This is a genomic window from Sharpea porci, from assembly GCF_009695655.1.
Lineage (GTDB): Bacteria > Bacillota_I > Bacilli_A > Erysipelotrichales > Coprobacillaceae > Sharpea > Sharpea porci.
Map to the genome: position 1 here is coordinate 1 of NZ_VUNM01000012.1, position 17,131 is coordinate 17,131.

Sequence of the window (17,131 nt, forward strand, 5' to 3'; positions counted from 1 at the left end):
GTTCAGAACCGATTATCAGATCAATGGTGAGAAGAATATGAAAAAAATTATAAAGAATACAAAGAGATAGAGATATTACTACATTTTTAAAGCAAAAAGCCCTTCAAAAAACGTTGAATTTATCAGTATTTTTGAAGGGTTTTTATATGCACAACTGTCAAAGGCAGGATTATATAGCTGGCTTCCCCATGCATCCCCATCGTGGTATTGAAACATTTACATTCTTATCAAAGGGAACAATGATTCATGAAGATCACTTAGGAACGAAGGCTGTTATACATGATGGTGAAGCCCAATGGCTTACAGCTGGATCAGGAGCTTTCCATTCTGAAATGCCTCAGCCATCAAAGCGCATGCTTGGCTTACAGCTATGGCTCAATATTCCTGCCAAAGATAAAATGAAAGCTGAACCTTTTTATCATGGTGTGGTAAATAGTGAAATTCAGGAATTTGATTTAGAAAACGGGAAATTGCGCTTGCTTGCGGGCAACTACGAAGGTCATCAAGGCATTCAAGGAAAATATTTGCCACTTGATTATTATGATATCCATCTTAATCCCAACAGCAAGATTGAGCTTGATGTGCCAGGTGAAAACAAATCAATCATGGTCTTTACCCTTGAAGGTGATGCCATTGTAAGTGGGACACATGTCGATGAAAAGACAGCAGCTAAACTTGGTGATGGTGATCAACTGATCATAGAATCAGGTAATCAACCTATTGAAATCATTTATATGGCTTCTGATAAACTCAATGAACCGGTTGCCTGGTATGGACCAATCGTCATGAATACAAGAGAAGAATTAATTGAAGCTTATACAGAACTTGATAGCGGTGATTTTATTAAACAACAAGCTACATATGAAAATAAAGAATAATGAGAGAGACATGTCATGCATGTCTTTCTATGCTTTTTAAGCATAGTATGAATATGTAATAAGTATTAGCATTATGTAGAATGATATACTATGATGAATGGGAAAGTGAGGTAGGATATGACAACTGAAGCATTTATTGCAATACTCAATACAGGTAAGCCTGTTCTTGCCGAATCAAAAGTTCATCAAAAAATGCATGAACTTTCCCAGGAAGCCCTTAAAATCACAACCCAAATCAACCAAGGGTATCATAATGAAAATGAAATCAGAGCATTAATGAGTGAGCTTGTAGGTTATCACGTAGATGAAACATTTTCTCTTTTTCCACCATTCTATACGGATTGTGGGAAGAATATTCATATTGGCAAGCATGTTTTTATTAATTCTGGTTGCTCATTTCAAGATCAAGGCGGTATTTATATAGATGACGGGGCACTGATTGGCCATCAGGTTATTATGGCCACATTAAATCATGATCTTGACTCCAATCATCGTGGAGATTTGGTGCCTGCTTCTATCCATATAGGAAAGAATGTTTGGATTGGTGCACATACAACAATCTTACCAGGTGTAACAATTGGAGAAGGAGCTGTCGTAGCTGCTGGAGCTGTCGTGACAAAGGATGTTCCTGACCACACTATCGTTGGCGGTGTTCCTGCAAAGGTCATCAAATATTTACAATAGATTATTCTTTTTGTGTAGTATAATGATAGCGGAGGTAAGAGAATATGGCAGAAACTTTAGATGTATTAAAACAAAGACGTAGCTGTCGCGCCTTCACAAATCAGCCTGTTGAAAAAGAAAAAATGGCAGCTATTCTTCAAGCAGGGACCTATGCCCCAACTGGCAGAGGGAAACAATCCCCAATTATCATTGTCATAAAAGATCAAGAAGTAAAAGAAAAACTAAGAAAGATGAATGCTGAGATCATGGGAACAAAGAGTGATCCATTCTATGGAGCACCTGAATTGGTCGTTGTCCTTGCAAACAAGCAAAGACCAACTTATATCTATGATGGAACACTTGTTTTAGGCAATATGATGAATGCAGCTGCTGACTTAGGTATAGGCAGTTGTTGGATTCATCGTGCTAAAGAGGAATTCGAAACAGAATATGGCAAATCATTGTTGAAGCGTTTGGGCGTTGAAGGTGATTATGAAGGAATTGGTCATTTGGTGCTTGGGTATCCGGCCAAAGAACCTGTTCAGCCAGCCAAGAGAAAAGATAATTATATTTATGAATTATAAGTTAATTCTGAGCAACTTAGGTTGCTCTTTTTTATGTCAAAAACTCTAGCAAGTCACTAGAATTTATCAAGGCCTATTATGTTGAGGGGTGAAAATAATAATCCTATCCTGATATTCTAAGTGTTTCTGTTATCTCGATCATTAGATTTTAGTATGAATGAAAGGAAACAGACGGACATCTCGTTTGAGCTATTCTCATTGGAGTAGGTTGTGAATGTTATATGTAGAATACATTGTATGACTATTTATAAATAATATAAAACGAAGATTAATAAGTGCAAAGGAATCAGAAAAAGTTTACGTTAATATATATTGGTAAGCGCATACAATATATTGGGGATAATAAGAAAGGAGGATATAGTTTTCTATTACGCAAATAGTAGGCAAAGCCAAATTATAAAATAGGAGTTGGCTATGACAGGGAAGGGTAGAAAGGAGAAGCCAATTCCACCCTATATGGGAAGACCTTGTCTTAAATCATATGAAAAACAAATGGATATATAAAGGGACTGCTGTTTTAGTAACCTTATCATTAGGTTGGGGTGTATTATTACCCTATCATTACCATGAAGTTCATGGTGAAGAAGTAAAGGCAACAGCAGGTGTGACCTTGGAGAAAAAAGATACTGATTTGATCTTTGGAAACCATTTTCTTAAACGCACTTTTACAATTACTAATGGAAAACTACAAACAAAAGAACTTACAAATAATCGCACAGGTTCGCAAAAGAAGCTTAGACCTGCATCAAGTGAAGAATTTATTATTCGTACACTTGAGAACGGATTAACTCAAAATGCATTTCAACCACCACATGACAAGCTCGCTACAAATCAATGGAAGATAACATCTGACAGTGAAGCAAAGAATGAAGGTCAGAATGGACCAGCAAGTAAAATGTTTGATGGTGATATAAACACATATTATCATTCACGTTATGGTCAAGGTGTCAATGAGACTGAACATCAGTATCCACATAATATTTATATTGATTTCCAAGAAGAACAAGCTTTTCAATCACTTCACTATAAACAAAGAATTCATAATGGTAAACCAACTGTTTCTGGTCATGTGAAGAATTTTAAAATATATATCGCAAGTAGCATTGATGAATTAAAGGGGCAAACCAATCCAGTCTTTACAGGTACTTTTGATGACAAGGAAGATACTTATCTGAATTTAGGAAAAGAAATCAAAACACGCTATGTAAGAATAGAATTCACTGATAGCTATGATCCTCATGACAGTCGTGTTGATCGTCAGGTGGCATGTTGCTCAGAATTTGAATTCTTTAAAGATAAAGCAGTTTTTCCAAAAAATGAAGTCAATGATATTTATGCAAGTGGGCTAATGATCAAGGGGGAACCAATTTTGAACCCTATTGAAAATGGCAAGTCATTGACATTTATCTTCCAACCTGTTGTTGCAAGAGGAGTCACTTACAATATTCAAGAAGTCTTCACCATGAAGACAAATGATCCATTTATGCGAAAACATCTTGTTATTCAAGTGGATGCAAAAGATGCATCCAAGGCTAAGATTGATTCTATTGATCTGGAAAATATGGATTTTCTAGAAGAGGATGCTTCTGTCCATGGTGAACTCGGGAATAAAACACAGAATTATTGGACAATTCCTGAACTAAAAAATAATCCAGATATGGCTAATATGAAAGGTGATTATCTTGAACTTGGACAACCTTACTACGTAGGAGCCATGTATTGGGGATGCGAATTCCCACAAACGGAAAATAAGATTCGTGTTAATACCAAAACAATGAAACAAAATGGGTTTATTCGTTATCACTATGGTAAAAATTTGGAGATTGATCACGACTTCAACAGCTACAATAATTATAATGGTGCCAATAATCAGTCAGGTGTCATGGTGACTTGGGATGCTGTTTGTGGCAGTGCTCGCAGCAGTGACTATAGTGTTGTGCAATCAGATTTCTATGACTATATTGAAACCATTGCTACTCCGACAACATTCCGCCAGCAATTCAATTCCTGGTATGATAATATGAAGAATATTAACTCGGAAAATATCAAAAACAGTTTTAGTGAAATCGAAAAAGGCTTTACGCAACATGGCCTAGAGCCACTTGATTCGTATGTTGTTGATGATGGCTGGGTCAATTATCAATCGTTTTGGGATTTCGATCGCAGTCAAAATAAGTTCCCTAATGAGCTCTATGATTCAAGTTTACAAGTTAAACGCATGGGATCTTCTTTTGGCTTATGGCTTGGTCCTCGTGGAGGTTATGGTACTGAAAGAACTATCGCAAACTGGATTCAAAGAAATGGATTAGGGTCAGTAAATGAACAATCAGGTGGGGATATTAATATTTCTGATGCACGTTATCTTAATAAATTAAGACAGGATATCTTCTTAAACTACCAGAAGAAATTCGATATTAATTATTGGAAGCTCGATGGCATGTTGTTAAATCCTTCTACACAGGCCAATGAACATCATGTTGTAGGAAATCCTTATTATACTATCAGTGAAACCTATGAGCGCTGGACAGATATTTATGAGGATATGCGAGCACAACGTACGCAAGAAGGAAAAGACCTATGGATCAATATGACATCCTATACAAATCCTAGCCCATGGCATTTACAGTGGGTCAATAGTGTCTGGATGCAGAATACGGGTGATAGTGGCTTCAATTATAAATTTAATGCTACGGACGAAGAAGCAATGCTGACATATCGTGATGGTGATTACTATGATTTCTTTAATGAAAATCAATGGCAATTACCAAATAAATATTTCTATAATCATGATCCAGTCTATGCGAAAACAGCACATTCTGCTCCTGGTGGACGTCATCTTATTCATTATACGACAGAAGAATTACGTCATCATCTTTATATGTTAGGAACACGTGGAACAGCATTCTGGGAATATTATTATAGTCCATCAATGTTTGATGAAGAGAAGTGGCAAGTAAATGCAGAAGCATCGAAATGGATAAAGGATAACTTTGATATTCTTCAAAGATCAAAGATGTTTGGGGGAGATCCAGAATATGGTCATGTTTATGGCTATTCTTGTTGGAAAGGGCAAGAAGGTATTGTTTCTTTGCGTAATCCTAAAAATGTTGAACAGAGTTATACCTTAACTTATGATCGCTTGATTGGGGTAAGTGAGGATTTAAAGAATGTAAGTGGTAAAGTTGTGATTGGGGATATCAATAAGTATCAAAACAATCAGACATTGTCCTATGGGGATCAGATAACATTCACATTAAAGCCACAAGAAATACTCATTATGCAATATGGACCAAAGGACAATAAACCGGCTGCAATCCAAACAGTTCATGGCGATAAGAAGGAAGTTGATGTAGTCTTTGATGAAAGAATTCGTACACCAAGCATCAATCAATTTAAGGTAGAGGGTTATGATGTTGATGCAGTCAAACTGTTGGCGGATTTAAGAACTGTTCGACTTTCACTCAATAAGCCGCTTAAAGACTTGGATACGCTTCATGTCTATGTCAATGGGGTGGAAGATGTTGTTGGTAATATCAGCAAGACTGACAAAACAGATGATTATTATGAAAATGGTATTGTGACAAGTATTGTCAATCGTACATTAGACGGAATGCATATCAATAAAGGTAATCAGTATACGGTTCAAGGTAATGATGGAATGAGTATTGTGGGAAAAATACAAACATCATCTAAGTCAGCAACAATTGTTCAGCAGCAAGATGTTTATAGCCTTTCTATAGATGAAAATGGGTATCTTGTTTTTTCTATGAATGGTGTAAGTGTAAATTCACAATATAATAGCAAGACAAGAGAAAGTGATGGTAGTGTTACAACACATGTTAAGGGAATGCTTTCTGATGGAAAAGAACATACATTTGCAGCCGTTAGGGAAATCAATGGTTCATTGAAACTTTATATTGATGGTGAACTTGTAAATTCAGTTTACAGTCCAACATTAGCACATTTTAATATGCCAAAAGGTGAAATCCATTTTGCTCAAGATCTTGTAGGAAAAGCTTCCTATGTCACTGTTCTTGATCGACCTTTAGCTTATGATGAAGTGACACGTTTTGTGGATGAAAAGGATGTTACAGGGAATATTTCTTTAAGAAAGAACAATAAAGATGTTAAAGTGAGTGCTTTTGATGTGACAAAGAATAAGGCTGTAAGTGAAAAAAGTGATCGTCCGTTTTCTCATATTAATGATGGTATAAAACAGTATCAAGCGAATTATCTTGAACTTAATGATACTGATGATGGTAAGAGACATTCACGTTATATCGAGTTGGATTTAGGCAATTTAACAACAATTGAAAAAATGCATATGATACGATATGCGGATGGAAGAACATATGGACCAACTGTTATAAGCGTAAGCAAGGATAAAGATTTTCAATCACCAGTCATCGTCTATAACTCAGATCAAACAGGAAAAGTGCACCAGTTGGGTCAAGGCAAAGATGCACTTTATCAAGAAAGAGCAGAAGGCAAAACTATTACCCTTGATCAACCAGTACAGGCACGTTATATCAGAATTTATGTCAATGGCAATGAAAATGGCAGTACATCGGATCATATTGTAGAATTTGAAGTCTATGGTACGAAGCAGGGGAAAGAGGGGCAGTCGCTTTATCGTATGGATTATTCCATCTTAGAACCACTCGTTAATGAAGATATGGGCACAAATTATACAAAGACATCATTACTTGCTTACAGTAAACAGGCTCAACCAGCATTAGATAAGGCAAAGAAGCTTCTTGATGAAAGAAATGCACAGTCAGATCAGGAAATTGATCATCTTGTTTTAGCTATCAAAAAGGCAAGAGAACTCTTAGTTGAGCATGCTGATACAAAGAAGGCCAAACACTTGCTTCAAGAAGCTGAAAAACTACAACAAAAAGACTATACGACGGATTCATGGAAAGCGTTTATCCAAGCTCAAAAGCGTTTGGACAATGCTGTCAATGATCCATCGGATATAATGCAAACAGAAATGGATGATCTCATTAAAGCATTCAATACTGCAAAAGATGGATTGGTCAAACAAAGCTTGCAAGAATCTGATCATATCACTAATAATGATGCAATCAAAGATCAAACACAAGAAACATCTGATCATATTACTAACAATGATGTAATCAAAGATCAAACACATGAAGAAAATAACATCTCTCAAGAAGTAAAAAGTCAACATAGTATTGAGACATCCGATCGAACAAATATCAGCTTAAGTCTCATTCTATGCTTATTTGCCATTATTGGTTTAAGAGCTCTAATGAAACGAAAAAATTAAAAGTTTCATATATTTCTCAAAATGTCATTCTATGAAAGAGTGACATTTTTTGTTAGAGTAGAAGGGAATGGAGGTTTTATCATGAAAAATGAACAATGGTGGAAGGATGCAGTGATATACCAGATTTATCCGAAGAGCTTCAAAGACAGCAATGGTGATGGCATTGGTGATATCAATGGCATTATTTCAAAGCTTGATTATTTAGAAAAGCTAGGCATTGATGCGATCTGGCTCTCGCCTGTCTATAAGTCACCACAGGATGATAATGGCTATGATATTGCTGATTATCAAGCTATTGATGCAATGTTTGGTACACTGGATGATATGGATCTATTAATCAGTGAAGCAAAGAAACATCATATTCGTATTATCATGGATTTAGTTCTTAATCATACAAGTGATGAGCATTACTGGTTCCAAGAAGCAAAGAAAAGCAGGGATAATCCCTATCATGATTACTATGTCTGGAGGGATAATGAAGAGGGTGAATTACCCAATGATATGCAATCCGTCTTTGGTGGACCGGCTTGGGAATATGTTGAAGAAGTGGACCAGTATTATTTTCATCAGTTCTCTGTCAAACAGCCAGATCTTAACTGGGATAATGATGCCGTAAGACATGAACTGTATGACATGATTAACTGGTGGATTGATCGTGGAGTAGGCGGTTTTAGGCTTGATGTTATTGACCAGATTGCGAAAGTGCCTGATTTGAAAATCACAAATAATGGACCAAAGCTTCATGATTATATTCGTGAGCTTAATGAAAATACATTTGGTAAAGGCGCTTTCATTACAGTGGGAGAAGCCTGGGGTGCCAATGTTGATAATGCGAAACTTTACAGCAATCCTGATGGTAGTGAATTTTCAATGGTGTTCCAGTTTGAACATATTGGCTTAGACCAACAAGAGGGCAAGGAGAAATGGGATTTAGCACCATTGCCATTTATTAAACTCAAACAAGTTCTTACAAAATGGCAAGAAGCGTTAGATGGAAGTGGCTGGAATAGTTTATTCTGGGATAATCATGATCTTCCTCGTATCGTATCACGCTGGGGCAATGATCAGCTCTATCGCAAAGAATCTGCCAAGATGCTTGCCGTTGTCCTTCATGGTATGCAGGGAACACCTTATATCTATCAGGGGGAAGAGCTAGGCATGACAAATGTACAATATCCAATTGAAGATTATGAGGATCTCGAAACCCTCAATATGTACCATGAACGTAAAAAGCAAGGCTATCAAGAAGAAGATATTATGCGTTCCATCCATGCAAAGAGCAGGGATAATGCAAGAACACCAATGCAATGGGATGCAAGCGATAATGCTGGTTTTACAACGGGCACACCTTGGCTAAAGGTCAATCCAAATTATATCGAGATCAATGCCAAAGACAATCTTGAAGATCCAAACTCAGTATTTGCTTGTTATCAAAAGCTGATTGCGTTAAGAAAGAACTATCCTGTCTTTGTTGATGGACATTTTAAGCTATTGCTTGAAGAAGATGAAAATTTCTTTGCCTATAGAAGAGAAGATGAAGATAGCGAGATGCTTGTAATTGCGAACTTCTTTGATCAGCAGGTCAACTTACCACTTGAACTCAACTTACAAGACTACGATATTCTCTATCAAAACTACAAAGATACTTCAGGAAATCTCTATCGACCTTATGAAGCAAGAATCTACTATAAGCAAAAATGAGAAAGTGATATTGAACTAAGAATTGTGATATAGTTAAAAATGTGAGAAAGCGTTATCATATGCATGTACATGAGAGGGTCTCATGTGATTGATAGAAGAAAAAGGCATAAGAAACGCTTGTCTACATTTTCTTTGAATAAATCATTTTCTAAACACAAATTCTTTAACAACAATAATATCTCTCGATTCATCAAAGCGTTTCTTATTCGACTATTCAAGACTGCTTCCCTTCAAATTCCTGTTACATGTTTGAATAATCTGCCTTTTCTTTTTCTTCGAGTATTTCTAGGAGCATGCATTTGTATGCTCTTTTTCTTTATATAAAAATGTAATAAAAATATTGATATATTATTTGTAATAATATATATTACATGTGTAAAACGGAGGACAAAGCAATGAGCAAGAAACTACAAAACGCAACAAATCTCTATTTACGTGGCATCAGAGATGGTGCAGTTGATGAAGTGCTGAATAATTATATGGGCAAGACATATCGCCAGCATAGCACAGGTGTATCTGATGGTAAGGAAGGTTTCAAGGCATTCTTTACAGATTTCTTTAAACGCAATCCAGAAAGAGATATCCAGGTTGTACGTGCTTTTGAAGATGGCGAATATATTTTCATGCATGTTTATCAGAATTTAAATCATGGTGGGGCAAAGTGGATCACTACGGATATATTCCATGCTGATGAAGAAGGACGCATTATTGAACATTGGGATGTCATTGATGCTTTTTATCAGGATGATGAAATCTTTGGAACATTTGAAATAAAGGATAAGGAATTAACAGAATCTAATAAAAGCGTTGTAAGAACATATCTCACAGAAGTTATGCAGAACCATAAGCTAGAAACTTTTAACCAATATGCTGCTGATGAAATGAAAGAACATCATCACTCAATCTCAAACTATGTATCTTGGATCAAAGAACATTATGTTAACTATGATTTTGTCTTTAAGGTAATGGGTGCAGGTAATTATGTTGTTGCTTATTCAAAAGTTGCTATTGATCATAAAGATTATGCTTTATTTGATATCTTCCGTCTTGATCAAGGTAAAATTGTGGAACATTGGATGAATAAGGAAATCATGCCAGCATACGCAGAACTGACAAATTCAGGAAAGTTCTAGGAGAAAATTATGGAAACAAATAACTATTTACAAATATTAAGAGATGTTAAGGATGTTGCATTCGCAACTGTTGATGCAAATGGAATGCCACATGTAAGAATTATTGATATCATGATTGTAGAAAATGAAAAAATCTATTTTTGTACAAGTAGAGGTAAAGATTTTCATCAACAGCTTCTACATAATAACCATGTAGCCATTACTGGCATGAATAAGAACTATCAAATGGTCAGAGTAAGTGGTCAAGCACAACGTTTAGAAAATAATGCATACTGGATTGATCGTATTTTTGAAGAGAATTCATCCATGAATGATGTCTATCCAGGCAAGAGCCGTTATATTCTTGATGCTTTTGTCATTGAAGAGGGAGAAGGAGAATTCTTTGACTTATCAGTTTCCCCAATCAATCGTTATAGCTTTTCTTTAAACAAGAAGCCTATTACTCTCAAAGGCTTTGTGATTAGTGATGCTTGTATTGGCTGTGGCAAATGTATGCGTAACTGCCCACAACAATGTATAGTTGAAGGTAAACCTTATGAAATCATCCAGGAACATTGTTTGCATTGTGGCTTATGTTATGAAAACTGCCCAGTTAAAGCTATTCAAAGGAGAAAAACAATATGATAAAAGAAATGCTGAATTTACTGATGACAAAGAAAGCTTTCTTTCTAGGACTCTTATTAGAACATATACAGATATCATTAATCTCTATTATTATTGCCATTGTTTTAGGGGGCATAACTGGTATTCTTATTAGTGAATATAAGAAAAGTGCTAAGCCAACTCTAGGTGTTATTAATTTCCTCTATACAATTCCTTCCATCTCAATGCTTGGCTTCCTGCTTCCTTTTACAGGTATTGGCAATGTCACAGCTATTATTGCTTTGACAATTTATGCCTTGCTGCCGATGGTGCGCAATACTTATACGGGTATGATGAATGTCGATGATGCGATATTAGAAGCAGCTAAAGGAATGGGTGCGACAAAAAGACAACTTCTTGTTGGTGTTCAGATTCCTTTGGCGATGCCTGTTATTCTTGCTGGCATTCGTAATATGGCAACAATGACTATTGCCTTAGCTGGTATTGCTTCATTTATTGGGGCTGGTGGTTTAGGTGTGGCTATCTATCGTGGAATCACTACAAATAATATGGCAATGAGTGTGGATGGCAGTTTATTGATTGCCCTGTTAGCTTTGATTGTTGATTTTGTTTTTGGAAGAATTGAAAAACATATTACGAATAAATCTCACAGCAAAAAGATTTCACGAATCACAAAAGGTGTTGTAGCCGTTATTGCAGCAGGACTCGTTATTTCCGCTATCATGCCTTCTGCAAAGAAAGATGTTATTCAGATTGCGACAAAGCCAATGACTGAACAATATATTATTGGGGAAATGCTGAAGCAGGCGATTGAGAATCAAAGTGATCTGAAAGTCAAGCTGACTCAGGGTGTTGGTGGTGGTACAAGCAATATTGAACCAGGCATGGAGAGTGGTAAGTTTGATCTCTATCCAGAATATACAGGAACAGGCTGGAATATGGTCTTAAAGCGTAAGGATTTCTATCAGGAAGATAAATTCACGATGCTGCAAAAGGAATATGAAGATAAGCTGCATCTTACTTGGCATACAATGCTTGGCTTTAATGACACATTTGGGATTGCTTTAAGAAAAGATATTGCTGATCAATATCAGATTAAGACCTATTCTGATTTACAGAAACTAAATGGTCAGTTGATTCTTGGTGCAGAATATGATTTCTTTGAAAGACAGGATGGTTATGATCAGCTGATCAAGACTTACAATCTTTCTTTCAAATCCACTAGTGATATGGATATGGGACTGAAGTATCAGGCATTAAATAGTGGCAAGGTTGATATCATGCCAGTCAATACAACTGATGGACAGCTTGCTTCATCACGGGCTGTCTTGTTGAAAGATGATTTACATATGTATCCATCTTATCAATGCGGTCTGGTTGTTAGAGAAGATACATTAAAGAAATATCCTGAATTGGGTAAGGTTTTAAAGAAGTTTGATCATATTCTTAGTGAAGAAAGCATGCAGAGTATGAACTATCAGGTAGAAACAGAAAAGAAAGAAGCAAGTGCTGTCGCAAAAGCATTTCTTAAAGAAAAACAACTCTTGAAGTGAGGACTATTATGAATACAATAATTAAGTATGAACACATCACAAAAAGCTACGGCGAACATGAAATCATTCATGACTTAGAGCTTGATATTGAAGCAGGGGATTTTGTGACCATCATTGGTTCTTCGGGCTCAGGAAAGACAACCGTCCTCAAGATGGTCAATGGTCTTATCAAGCCTACTTCGGGTCATCTCTATGTTGAGGGCAAGGATATCAATGATGTCGATTTGATTGACTTAAGACGTCATATTGGTTATGCCATTCAGGGCAGTGTGCTTTTCCCACATATGACAGTTGAAGAGAATATTGCCTATGTGCCTAGTCTGATCAATGCGAATGACAAAGAGAAGACACGTGTTGCTGTTGATCGTTGGATGAAGATGATGAATCTCGATGCTTCATTAAAAGAACGTTATCCATCCGAACTTTCAGGCGGCCAGCAACAGCGGGTCGGCATTGCCCGTGCATTGGCTGCATCACCACATATTCTTTTGATGGATGAGCCTTTTGGGGCTGTTGATGCCATTAACCGCACACAGCTACAGGATGAGCTTAAAGCCTTGCATAAGAAAACAGGCATTACCATACTCTTTGTCACCCATGACATTGAAGAAGCAATTAAGCTAGGTACAAAGGTTCTTGTGATTGATCAAGGTCGTATTGAACAGTATGATACGCCTGAAAAAGTACTCACACAGCCAGCTACACCATTTGTTGAAAAACTGGTGAAAAGACAGGTAAGATGTACGAATGTCCAGGCATCTCACTGTCCCTATAGTACATATTAATTAAGGAGATATTTATGCAAATTACAAGTCGTTTTACAATTGCTATTCATATCTTAGGAGCGATTGATTATTTTCATGGCAAAGTGCCTGTTAATAGTACGCTTTTAGCACAAAGCATTGGCGCTAATCCAGTTATTGTCAGAGGTGTCATGGCCAAGCTTTCTAAAGCTGGTTATATTCTTGCGAGCAAAGGGAAGAATGATATTACGCTCAAGACATCGCTCAATAAAATTACTTTCTATGATATCTATCAGCTCGTTGACGACAGTGCTCAAAAAGGTCTTTTCCATTTCCACGAGAACCCTAGTCCGGATTGTCCTGTTGGTCATAATATTCATCAGGCATTGGATGGCAAGCTTGATCAAGTACAGGAAGCCATGGAAAATGAAATGAAGATGATTACAGTAGGGGATGTTATGGATGATCTGATAATAGCAATCAAACAGAACTGTCAGGAGACCGCTTATGGATCATGATGCACAAAGAGCAACACTCTTAAAGGCATTACTTGATGAGAATCCACAATATCGTCATCTTGAAATACCAACAGACATAACAGAACAAAAACAACTCATTCGTGCTTTAATGAATATCAGAATGCCTGAGCCGATTAGTCAGAATATTCTTGAAATTCAGGATGCTTACTTACAAGAAGAACAAAAAGATGACATCACTTATATTGATGCATTCCTACCAACAGATAAAGATAAACGCTTATATCTCTGGCAGGGGGATATGACAACACTCAAGGTTGATGCCATTGTCAATCCTGCCAATAGTGCTATGCTTGGCTGTTTTAGACCTTTGCATAATTGTGTTGATAATATCATTCACTCTAAAGCAGGCATCGAGCTTAGACTTGCCTGTCATGACTATATGACACAACAAGCAAAGAAGTATGGGGAAGACTATGAGGAGCCAACTGGCCAGGCCATGATCACGAAAGGCTATAATTTACCCGCCCATTATGTCATTCATACAGTTGGTCCAATCATCTCAGGTAGGCTTACGAAAGAGGATGAGGACTTGCTGGCAAACTGTTATAAATCATGTTTGACTCTCGCTTCTAACAATAACCTTACTACAATTGCCTTTCCATGTATTTCAACAGGTGTCTTTCATTTTCCTCAGGACATAGCAGCCAAGGTTGTAGTCAAGGCTGTACAGGAATGGCTGGATGTCTTTAAGGATACATCTCTTCAAAAAGTCATTTTTAATGTCTTTAAAGATGAAGATCATCATTATTATGATCAACTTCTAAACAAACGCATTCCTTATAAGAAAAGCTAACCCCGTTGGGCTAGCTTTTTTGTAATGATGTATATTTTGTCAAAAAGAGAGCAACAAACATTGTGAGAAATTCTGTTACACAGATGCCATTAATGCCAAAAAGACGAGGAAGCAGAATTAAGAAGAAAAGTAGTAATGCAAACAATCTAAGACATGTTAGCATGCCAGCTAAATGCCCTTTACCATAAGTTATCAAGCGAATAGCTGAAAAGATATTGATGCCACTAAATAGAAAAACTAGACCATAAATACGCATACCTTTAACGCCAAGAGTATAGACAGGTGTTGCTTGATTGACAAAGCATCTTACGCCAATAGGAGCAAGGCTAAAACAAAGTCCATAAATGACTATTGGAGCAATCAGGAAGAAGCAATGGGCATAATGTTCAAGATGCTCGCAGATCTTGAGCTTGTGGTCGCCATAAGCATAGCTTAAAGGTGTCGCAAGACCCATTGAAAATCCAAAATAGATACCAATAAAAATGAATTGTAAGTACATAATAATACTGAGTGCAGCAACACCATCTTCTTGTGCAAATGTCAAAATAGAGCGATTAAAGACAATTGTAGTGATTGCGATTGCTAATTGATCGACAAATTCAGATAAGCCATTTGTCATACAACGCACAATCGTATGCATTGAGATCTCTTCAAAATGGAGAGAAAGGTAATGATGGTATTTGATAAAGTAGATGATTCCCATCGTAAATGAAGTCATTAAGCCAAGGATGGTCGCAAGCGCAGCTCCAGTAATGCCTAAATGCATGTTCTTGATAAAAATATAATCAAGAATAATATTGATAATCCCACCGGTTAAGGCACTTATTAAGGAATAAGTTGGGGAACCATCGACACGAATAAAATATGTCAATAATTCTTTGCCTATCACAACAGGTGTACCTAGTAACCAGAATAAGGCATAAATTCTGCAATCATTCTGTGTTTGCGACGTTGCACCTAATAGCAACAAAAGCTTCTTAAGAAAAAGAATGATCATTAATGCAATACCTATTCCTAAAGTCATAGATGCTATTATACTAGCGATAAAAGTTTGATTGGCCTTCTTATAACGCTTGCCACCAATATGCATTGCTGTTAGTGAACTGCCACCGGTCGCAAAAAGCAAAGCAATTGCGGTAAGGATGTTGACGATGGGATAAACAATATTGATAGAAGCTAGCGCATTTGAAGAAACAAAACTAGCGACGAAGATGCCATCAATAATCGTATAGACGGTATTGAAAAGAGATGTGAGATAGGTTGGAATAATAAAATGAAGTATTTTAGAAAAACGTATTTCATGATCATTTTGAAAAATCAAATTCTGCATGTTCTTTTACCTCCTTGTAAGCATCATAAAGCTTCAAGTTACTTGAAGGTCAATAAAGAAAATGATAGTGTAGAGAAGGGACATTTATGAGTAAACACTTTCAAATAGGCGAGATTGCCCAATTCTTTCAAATTCCAGCTTCAACGCTTCGTTATTGGGAAGAAAAGGGAATTCTCAAGCCTAATCAAGATCAAAATAATCATTATCGTTCATATTGTATAGAAGATTTTATGACCATCTCAGATATTATTTTCTATAAGAATCTTGGATTACCTTTAAAACATATTAAAGAAATGGAAGAAACAAGTGTTGATGAACATGCACTTCTTTTTGAAGATTTAATGACTTCGCTTAAAAATGAGCAAGCTGTACTTGAACAGCGCATGCAGAAATTAAGGCATCATATGCAGGCGATAGATATGCTTCATGAGCTTCAACAACATCCCTATCAAATCACAAATATCGATACAGATTGCATTGTTTCCTTTGAATTTCTTGAAGCAGATAAATTATATCAGTATATTAATAATCCCTATCTTTATTCACGGGTGCAATATAGTCATCATCTCTCTCAAGAACAGCGTGGTCTTACCATTGATAAAAATGACGCAGATCAATATAGTGAAGAAGAGATTATTTGGAAAAAGCAGGGAAAAAGATATATGACATTTCTCATGCGAGAAGAAATATCTGAGGGATTTCCTAATGACTTAAAAGAACATCTCGCTGTCATAGAAAAACAATATCATACGGGAGCTGTCATTAGTCGCTTTCTCTTATGTGCAAAAGAAAATGGGAAGGTCTATGATTTTTATAAAACATTTGTGGAAATAAAGGAGAAATAAGATGAATAAACCTAAAATTGCATTTATTTGCGTTCATAATTCATGTCGTTCACAGATTGCTGAAGCATTGGGTAAATATTATGCCAGTGATGTCTTTGAAAGCTATTCAGCAGGCAGTGAAACAAAACCACAAATCAATCAAGATGCTGTCCGTCTTGTCAAAGAGCGTTATGGCATTGATATGAATAAGACACAGTATTCTAAACTGGTTCATGATATCCCTAATCCAGATATCGCCATATCCATGGGCTGTAACGTTGGCTGTCCTTATATTGGAAGAGGCTTTGATGAAAACTGGGGACTTGATGATCCAACGGGGAAAAGTGATGAAGAGTTTTTCAAAATCATTGATGAGATAGAAAAGCACATTCTTCAATTAAAAGAACAACTTAAACAAGACTAACCGGAAAAATTCCGGTTTTCTTTTTACTTTAGGTAGTAATCTTTGAAAAATTCGTATAGTCTTAGTCATA

General features: G+C 36.4%; 14 protein-coding genes. 13 read left to right on the plus strand and 1 reads right to left on the minus strand.

Going from position 1 to position 17,131, the window contains the following annotated elements; all coding sequences use genetic code 11:
• Nucleotides 1-131 precede the first annotated feature (131 nt).
• The 11 genes from FYJ79_RS06475 to FYJ79_RS06525 all read left to right on the plus strand — a co-directional run bounded on the left by FYJ79_RS06475 (nucleotide 132) and on the right by FYJ79_RS06525 (nucleotide 14,483).
• Complete coding sequence (locus tag FYJ79_RS06475) at nucleotides 132-878, plus strand: pirin family protein (RefSeq protein WP_268233738.1); 747 nt, start codon at nucleotides 132-134, stop codon at nucleotides 876-878.
• Nucleotides 879-995: 117 nt separating this feature from the next.
• A complete protein-coding gene (locus tag FYJ79_RS12755; RefSeq protein ID WP_154515671.1) occupies nucleotides 996-1,562 on the plus strand; it encodes a DapH/DapD/GlmU-related protein in 567 nt (188 codons plus the stop codon).
• 44 nt (nucleotides 1,563-1,606) lie between these two features.
• Complete coding sequence (locus tag FYJ79_RS06485; RefSeq protein WP_154515674.1) at nucleotides 1,607-2,125, plus strand: nitroreductase family protein; 519 nt, start codon at nucleotides 1,607-1,609, stop codon at nucleotides 2,123-2,125.
• Nucleotides 2,126-2,606: 481 nt separating this feature from the next.
• Nucleotides 2,607-7,418: a discoidin domain-containing protein gene (locus FYJ79_RS06490; protein WP_154515677.1), complete on the plus strand. Its 4,812-nt coding sequence runs from the start codon at nucleotides 2,607-2,609 to the stop codon at nucleotides 7,416-7,418.
• Nucleotides 7,419-7,499: 81 nt separating this feature from the next.
• The gene (locus tag FYJ79_RS06495; RefSeq protein ID WP_154515680.1) at nucleotides 7,500-9,119 is read left to right on the plus strand and encodes a glycoside hydrolase family 13 protein; all 1,620 of its coding nucleotides are present in this window, start codon (nucleotides 7,500-7,502) and stop codon (nucleotides 9,117-9,119) included.
• Nucleotides 9,120-9,514: 395 nt separating this feature from the next.
• Nucleotides 9,515-10,252 carry a nuclear transport factor 2 family protein gene (locus FYJ79_RS06500; protein ID WP_154515683.1) on the plus strand — a complete coding sequence of 246 codons (738 nt, stop codon included), beginning with the start codon at nucleotides 9,515-9,517 and terminating at the stop codon, nucleotides 10,250-10,252.
• A gap of 9 nt (nucleotides 10,253-10,261) precedes the next feature.
• Nucleotides 10,262-10,876, plus strand: a complete 615-nt coding sequence (locus FYJ79_RS06505) for a pyridoxamine 5'-phosphate oxidase family protein (protein WP_154515686.1) — start codon at nucleotides 10,262-10,264, stop codon at nucleotides 10,874-10,876.
• Nucleotides 10,873-12,408 carry an ABC transporter permease/substrate-binding protein gene (locus FYJ79_RS06510; protein WP_154515689.1) on the plus strand — a complete coding sequence of 512 codons (1,536 nt, stop codon included), beginning with the start codon at nucleotides 10,873-10,875 and terminating at the stop codon, nucleotides 12,406-12,408. The genes FYJ79_RS06505 and FYJ79_RS06510 overlap by 4 nt, the downstream gene beginning before the upstream one ends.
• 8 nt (nucleotides 12,409-12,416) lie before the next feature.
• The gene (locus FYJ79_RS06515; RefSeq protein WP_154515692.1) at nucleotides 12,417-13,193 is read left to right on the plus strand and encodes an ATP-binding cassette domain-containing protein; all 777 of its coding nucleotides are present in this window, start codon (nucleotides 12,417-12,419) and stop codon (nucleotides 13,191-13,193) included.
• A gap of 14 nt (nucleotides 13,194-13,207) precedes the next feature.
• On the plus strand, nucleotides 13,208-13,669 hold the full coding sequence (locus FYJ79_RS06520) for an Rrf2 family transcriptional regulator (RefSeq protein WP_154515695.1): 462 nt from the start codon (nucleotides 13,208-13,210) through the stop codon (nucleotides 13,667-13,669).
• Nucleotides 13,659-14,483, plus strand: coding sequence for a protein-ADP-ribose hydrolase (locus tag FYJ79_RS06525; protein WP_154515698.1), 825 nt, complete (start codon nucleotides 13,659-13,661; stop codon nucleotides 14,481-14,483). Before FYJ79_RS06520 ends, FYJ79_RS06525 begins: the two co-directional genes overlap by 11 nt.
• Nucleotides 14,484-14,493: 10 nt before the next feature.
• On the opposite strand, the gene FYJ79_RS06530 is transcribed toward FYJ79_RS06525, so the two are convergent.
• The gene (locus tag FYJ79_RS06530) at nucleotides 14,494-15,813 is read right to left on the minus strand and encodes an MATE family efflux transporter (RefSeq protein ID WP_154515701.1); all 1,320 of its coding nucleotides are present in this window, start codon (nucleotides 15,811-15,813) and stop codon (nucleotides 14,494-14,496) included.
• A gap of 86 nt (nucleotides 15,814-15,899) precedes the next feature.
• Here FYJ79_RS06530 and FYJ79_RS06535 point away from each other — a divergent pair, with 86 nt between their 5' ends.
• Nucleotides 15,900-16,658: a MerR family transcriptional regulator gene (locus tag FYJ79_RS06535; protein WP_154515704.1), complete on the plus strand. Its 759-nt coding sequence runs from the start codon at nucleotides 15,900-15,902 to the stop codon at nucleotides 16,656-16,658.
• A gap of 1 nt (nucleotide 16,659) precedes the next feature.
• Complete coding sequence (locus FYJ79_RS06540; protein WP_154515707.1) at nucleotides 16,660-17,061, plus strand: arsenate reductase ArsC; 402 nt, start codon at nucleotides 16,660-16,662, stop codon at nucleotides 17,059-17,061.
• Nucleotides 17,062-17,131 lie beyond the last annotated feature (70 nt).